At 41.5% G+C, this 6,803-nt stretch carries 5 protein-coding genes; 3 read left to right on the forward strand and 2 right to left on the reverse strand.

Annotated features, from left to right (window positions below):
- Positions 1–644, forward strand: a 644-nt coding sequence (locus IBX42_RS10615; RefSeq protein ID WP_294932728.1) for an ATP-binding protein, incomplete at its 5' end; no start/stop codon positions are given.
- Positions 645–690: 46 nt separating this feature from the next.
- Here IBX42_RS10615 and IBX42_RS10620 read toward each other — a convergent pair.
- Entirely contained in the window at positions 691–1,272 is a 582-nt protein-coding gene (locus IBX42_RS10620; protein ID WP_294932730.1) for a YceI family protein, read from the reverse strand.
- Between the two features lie 112 nt (positions 1,273–1,384).
- Positions 1,385–4,876, reverse strand: coding sequence for a methionine synthase (gene metH, locus IBX42_RS10625; protein ID WP_294932736.1), 3,492 nt, complete (start codon positions 4,874–4,876; stop codon positions 1,385–1,387).
- 169 nt (positions 4,877–5,045) lie between these two features.
- Between metH and ccoG the strand changes: the two genes are divergently transcribed.
- Complete coding sequence (gene ccoG / locus IBX42_RS10630) at positions 5,046–6,482, forward strand: cytochrome c oxidase accessory protein CcoG (RefSeq protein ID WP_294932732.1); 1,437 nt, start codon at positions 5,046–5,048, stop codon at positions 6,480–6,482.
- A 54-nt stretch (positions 6,483–6,536) separates the two neighbouring features.
- A complete protein-coding gene (locus IBX42_RS10635; protein WP_294932734.1) occupies positions 6,537–6,752 on the forward strand; it encodes a hypothetical protein in 216 nt (71 codons plus the stop codon).
- The last annotated feature ends 51 nt before the right edge of the window (positions 6,753–6,803 follow it).

The following is a 6,803-nucleotide window of genomic DNA, read 5'->3' on the forward strand; positions in this document are numbered from 1 at the left end:
GGGGAAGTCACAAGGCAAAAATCGGGGAGGTCGGTTTGGCGCATAGGGGAATTCTCTTTTTTGATGAACTTCCCCACTTCTCCCGAGTAGTTTTGGAGGCTTTGCGTGAACCTCTGCAGGACAATAAAATACGAATATCAAGAGTAAACTCAAAAGTTGAGTATCCGAGTGATTTTCTCTTTGTAAGTGCTATGAATCCATGCCCATGCGGAAATCTTTTAAATGCGCAAAAAGAGTGCAGGTGCAGCGAACTTGAGATTCAAAGATACAAAAACAGACTCTCCGACCCGTTTTTAGAGAGAATTGATCTCTGCATTGTAATGCAACAGGTAGGTTCAAATGATAAAGCAACTATAAGCTCAAAAGAGATGCACTCTCAAGTTATAGAGGTTCATAAAAGAGCAAGATTAAGAGGTCAGAGATGTTTTACGGCGAAATTGAGTGATGAAGAGATAGAAAAATATTGCGTATTAGATAGTGAGGCAAAAAATGTATTAGAGAGAGCGGTTGAGAAGTTTGCACTCTCATTCAGGAGCATAAAAAAGATTCAAAAGGTCTCACGAACTATTGCTGATTTAGAGGGAATCGATATTATTGAGAAAAGACATGTTTTAGAAGCTTTGAGCTATAGAAGAAGAGGCTAGGGCAAAACCCCAGCTTTTAGGAGGGTAGAAGAGTTTAGTTTATATATTAGAAATCATCCTCAGCTTTTAAAATACCCTGTATCTCAATGTTGAGCTTGACTATTTCGCCAACAACTACGCCGCCGGCTTCAAGTGCTTGATTCCATGTGATGCCGTAATCTCTTCTGTCTATTTTTCCCTCAAGGCTCAGTCCTGCTCTTTGTCTGCCCCACGGATCCGTAATAGTTCCGCCAAACTCATAATCAAGCACAACCTCTTTTGTGGTCCCTTTTATGGTTAGTTTTCCGTACGCTTTATCGCCCTCTACTTTCTCTAATACAAAAGTAACTTTAGGGTACATTTCGGCATTGAATATCTCATCTGATTTTAGATGAGAGTCTCTCTTTGCAATATTTGTATTGATTGAAGCAACATCCATCTCGCCTGTGAGGGCAACAAGTTTATTTGTCTCATCATCAAGTTCAAAACTGCCATCAAACTTCTCAAACTCTCCGTTTACAGTGCTAATCATCATATGTTTAACCGAGAAGGTAACATTGGTGTGAGAAGCATCAACATTGTAAACTCCTCCAAAAAGTGAACTTACTCCCGCTGCTATTGCCAAAAGCATAAATTTTATTTTCTTCATTGTTAAATCCTTCTATTTTGTTTAAGCCATTATAGTATTAAGTAGTGCTAAAGCACCGTTAATTTTGTCAATTAATGACAAAATTTAAGCGGGAGTACAAAAAGTTGCTGATTTATATATTGTAGTAGGTCGCACTTGGATGATAGACTACCAGCGCTGAAGTTGATTGCTCAGGATGAATCTGGAATGTCTCGCTGAGTTCAATCCCGAACTCTTCAGGGCGAAGAAGATTAAAGAGCGGGCGGTTGAGTTCAAGATCTGGACATGCCGCGTAGCCAAAGGAGTATCTTGACCCCTGATATCTGTTCATCTGTACATCTCCCAAGCTATTGCCTTCACCTTTTGATATGTTGAGATCAAGCCTTATCTGCTTGTGGACTATCTCTGCAAGAGCCTCTGCGAGCTCGACGCCAAGTCCGTGAAACTGATAATACTCGGTATATTCGCCTCTCGCATAAATCTCTCTCTCGGCTTCGCTAAGCTTTGAGCCGGCACTTACGCATGTAAATGCCACCACGTCATGTCTATCTCTATGAAAAAAGTCGCTAAGTGCGCGGTGCGGCTGTTTTGACTGCCTAGGAAATGTGAACTTCTCTTTTGCTCTTCCAATAACTTCATAAAGCGGCTCACAGTTTATTTCGCTCTCGCTGTTATACCCTTCACTCTCGTCAAATATAAGAAGCGTGTTATCATCGCTTCTGCATGGCCAGTAACCGTAAAGAATGGTCGGTTCAAAGAGTTTTTCATTTAGAAACTGCGCTTTTAGCCTCTCATATGCAGGCCAGATAATCTCGTCAAGTTGCTTTTGATACGCCTCTTTAGTTAGACCTTTTGAGCTGTACCCCCAACGAGATTTGAAAAGAAGCTTATGGTTGATCCACTCAAACGCCATCTCTATCTGCTGAGGCGTAAGTTTAAGCTCACGTCTGCCCCAAAATGGTGGAGTAGGCACTTCAACATCGCGAGAAGGCATCTTTAGCTCCTTAAACGGCGGAATAACTACCTCCTCTTTAATTTTTACAATCTTCTCTTCACTATCTTTGCCATGAAGATCGGTATCAAAATTTCCTGCCTCAATGCGGCTCATGGATGTTACGCCATCAAATGCATCTTTGCAGTAAAAGATTGGTCCGTCATAGTATGGACGGCAAAAGTCATCTATAAAGGAGCGGGTAAGTGCGGCACCGCCGAGCAGAACAGGAATTTTTATCCCCTCTCTCTGGAGCGCTTCAAGATTATCTTTCATCACTTGCGTTGATTTTACCAAAAGACCGCTCATTCCGATAGCATCGGCATTTGACTCTTTAAGTGTTTTTACAAAATAATCAAGTTCTACTTTAATTCCTAAGTTGATGACTTTATATCCGTTGTTTGAGAGGATGATGTCTACAAGATTTTTGCCTACGTCGTGAACATCGCCCTTAACTGTTCCAAGAATAAGCGTCGTGTCTACCTTTTTGTCAATTTTTGGCAGGTATGGGTTTAGATAATCAACCGTTTTTTTCATAGTCTCCGCACTTTGAAGAACAAAGGGTAGTTGCATCTGACCGGAGCCAAATAGCTCTCCTACAACCTTCATGGCGTCAATGAGTATCTCGTTTACTATCTTTTGTGGTGCAATTTTGTGGCGAGCCTCTTCAACGAGCGGAATCATTCTCTCTTTGTCGCCGTCCATAAGAAGTTTGGCAATCTTCTCTTCATCGCTCATAGCAAGATATGCTTTATCTACTGCTTGATTGTCAACTGCCTCTTTTGTGCTGAAGTGCTCTATAAACTCAAAAAGTGCAGCGGAGTTTGGTTTGCGGTTGAAAATGAGGTTGTCGCATATCTCCTGATCCACTTTTGAGATTTTGTTGATTGGAATAATATGCTGCACATTGATAATAACGCTTGTAAGTCCCGCTTGTGTACAGTGATGTAAAAACATAGAGTTGAGGTAGGGACGAGCATCTTTGTCAAGTCCAAAAGAGATGTTGGAGAGTCCCAAAATCGCCCCGACTTCAGGGTGCCTTTTGCGTAGCTCTCGTATCGCTTCAATGGTGTTTATACCGGCATCCACATACTCCTGATCGCCGCTTCCAAGCGTAAAAGTAAGGAGGTCAAATACCAGATTTTCGGCTCTTATGCCATGCTTTTTGGTAGCGAGTTCATAGATGCGTTCGGCAACTTCGAGTTTGCGCTCAACTGTTTTTGCCATACCTATCTCATCAATAGTAAGACAAACAAGAGCGGCTCCAAATTTTTTAGCCAAAGCACAAACCGTGTCAAACTTCTCTATGCCGTCTTCAAGGTTTACGGAGTTTATGATGGGTTTTCCGCCTATGAGCTTGAGCGCCTCTTCAAGGGCTGCCGTCTGTGTAGAATCCGGCATAATTGGGAGTGCTATCTTTTGCGCATAGAGGCTCATGACGCGGTTCATATCTTTTGTCTCATCACGCCCAGCAAACCCCACGCTCACATCAAGGACATGCGCGCCGACTCTTACCTGCTGCTGTGCAACGCTAAGTGTACCTTCATAATTCTCTGCCAAAAGAAGCTCACGAAATGCTTTAGAACCGGTTGCATTGCTTCTCTCGCCGATAAGCAGTACGGATGACTCTTGCGTGAGCGAAACGGTGTTAAAGAGTGAAGCGAGAGCATTTTCTTGCTCTCCTGAGGGCTCTTTTGGTGTAGTGTTTGAAACTCTGTTTACAAGAGCACGAATATGCTGAGGCGTTGTTCCGCAGCATCCGCCTAAAAAGCTTACGCCGTCATATTTTAAAAAACTCTCTTGTTTATCAGCAAATTCATCGGGTCCCATCGGGTAGTATGTGTAGCCCCCGCGGTTTTGCGGAAGTCCTGCATTTGCATGAACGCTGATGGGTTTGTTCCACAATTCGCTCAGAGTCTTTACATGTTTTTCAACCTGCTCAGGTCCCGTACCGCAGTTAAATCCAAGTGAGATGATGTCAAAAGGCTCTAAAATGGTTGCTATTGTTCCGGCGTCCGTTCCTATGAGCATTGTTCCGCTTAGCTCAATAGTGACAGAGACCATAATGGGAATCTCTACTTCTCTTTGTCTGCAGGCTTCCTGACATGCGTGAAGAGCAGCTTTTATCTGAAGAGGGTCTTGGCAGGTCTCAAGTAAGAAGATATCGACTCCGCCGTCAATTAGCGCAAGACAAAATTCTGTATAACCCTCATACATCTCATCATAAGCTATGTGTCCAAGTGATGGGAGTTTTGTCCCTGGTCCGATAGAACCCAAAACAAATCGCGGATGCTCTGGAGTGCTAAACTTTGCACACTCATTTTTTACAAGTTCTGCACCTGCACGGGTAAGTTCGTACGCTCGATGCCCAATGCCGTACTCATCCAAAACCCATGAAAATGAGCCGAATGTATTGGTCGTGATAAGGTCTGCTCCGGCGGTTAGATAAGCGTGGAAAATCTCGCTTAAAACTTCAGGGCAAGTTGCATTAAGGAGTTCATTGCACCCCTCATTGCCCTCCCAAGCCTCTTTTGGAATCTTCTCATCACGCTGCTGCAGCTGCGTACCCATAGCTCCGTCAATAATAAGCGGCCTATTTTTTATAGTTTTTAAGATATACTCTTTTGTTGTTATTGTTGTCATTAAAAGTCTTTTATATAGAATAAATATTGGCCCTATTCTATCAAATCAGAGCATAAAAGAGACTTTCAATAATCGTCTAATATATTATAATTATTATTATGTCATCTAATTAAAAATAATATTTTGGTATAATGTTGTCAAAAAACAAGCAGGAGTTATTATGAAAGATGAGAGTGTCGGCTTGAAACTACCGACTCCGTGGAGATACAAGAGATATTATTTATTTGCTTTTTTAACAGTTGTAGCCTTGGTTCTGCCTTGGATAAATATTGATGGAAACCACTTTTTTTTACTAAATTTCGATAAATTGGAGCTTCATCTTGTATTTGTTCAGTTTGACATGCAGGAGCTATACCTTTTACCGTTTCTTTTAATGATACTGTTTTTGGGGATTTTTGGCATGACCGTAGTAGGCGGACGTGTTTTTTGCGGATGGATATGTCCGCAGACTATTTTTAGAGTAATTTACCGTGATTTGCTAGAGACAAAACTGCTTCACCTTAGAAAACGCATTAAAAACAAGCAGCAAGAGCCTGATATGAGCATCCCAAAAAACAAGCTCAAAAGAGGCGTAGCGATTCTGATTTGGACGGTTCTCTCTTTTGTGGCGAGTGCAAATCTTATCTGGTTTTTTGTTCCGCCTGAGGATTTTTTTGCTTATTTGGCCAATCCATTTGATCATATGATTTTAGTGGGAACGCTTCTGGCATCTGCGCTTTTTCTCATCTATGATATAGTCTTTTTGCAAGAGGATTACTGTATTTACGTCTGTCCGTACTCTAGGATTCAGTCTGTTTTATATGATGAGAATACTGTTATGGCTCTTTATAACACTAACCGCGGCGGGCACATTTATAACGAAGCCAAAGAGAAGGTTTTTACAAAGCAAAAAGATCTTCAAGCAGTAGAACCGCATGCAGAGTGTACGGCATGTGAGAGCTGTGTAACCGTTTGTCCTACACACATTGACATCCGTAAAGGACTTCAGCTTGAGTGCATCAACTGTCTGGAGTGTGTAGATGCATGTACCGTTGTTATGGGTAAGCTTGGCAAACCTTCGCTTGTTACATGGTCAAGTGAATATGAGACAATAGACAAAAAGGGCAAAACAAAATATTTTCGTCCAACTGTAGTCGCCTACATTCTCCTCTTAATCGGTTTGGCGATAGGAATGGTTATTATGGGGAGCAATAAAGAGCATATACTTTTAAACATAAACAAGGAAAACAGACTCTACTCAGTCTCAAAAGAGGCTGATGGAAGGGTTGCCGTTGATAACGCTTACGTCTTTTTAATACAAAATACGCAAAATAAGAAGATGGATTTTTACTTTGACGTCATGCTGCCAAAAGATGTAAAAGGAAAACTCGAAATAGTAAAACCCTCGGACTCTTTTAGCGTTACGCCTGATGTGAAGAAGAAGAAAATCGTAGTTCTTAGAACCTATGATATGTTGGCGGATGATGCCAGACATGATACGATTATTCCTATTACTATACGCGCTTATGCAGTGGGGCGTGAGGATGAGATAGTGGTCTATAGAGAGGCTACTTTTGTATATCCAAGAGCAGATGTTATTGAGGAAGCAAAACAATAGTAGTTTAAAAAACAATAGGGTAGACTTTAGAAGTTGAGTTTTTAAGGTCTGCCGATGTTTAAGAAAATATTACTCGCTGTTTTTATTTTTTACGCGCTTTTTGGATTTATACTCTTCCCCCTTATTGTAAAGTCTCAGATTGAGAATATTGCAGCGCAGGAGACAAGCTCAAAACTGTCGGTAGATGACGTCTGCTTCAACCCAATTTTAAGATGCAAGTCAGAGGCGTGCTGCTTGAGACACTGGATGAAGAGAAGATTGCATCGCTGACTTAATGAAAAATTTGGGTGCGTAAATAATCACTTTTTCTTATAACACACA

It is taken from the genome of Sulfurimonas sp. (assembly GCF_014859695.1).
Taxonomy (GTDB): Bacteria; Campylobacterota; Campylobacteria; order Campylobacterales; family Sulfurimonadaceae; genus Sulfurimonas.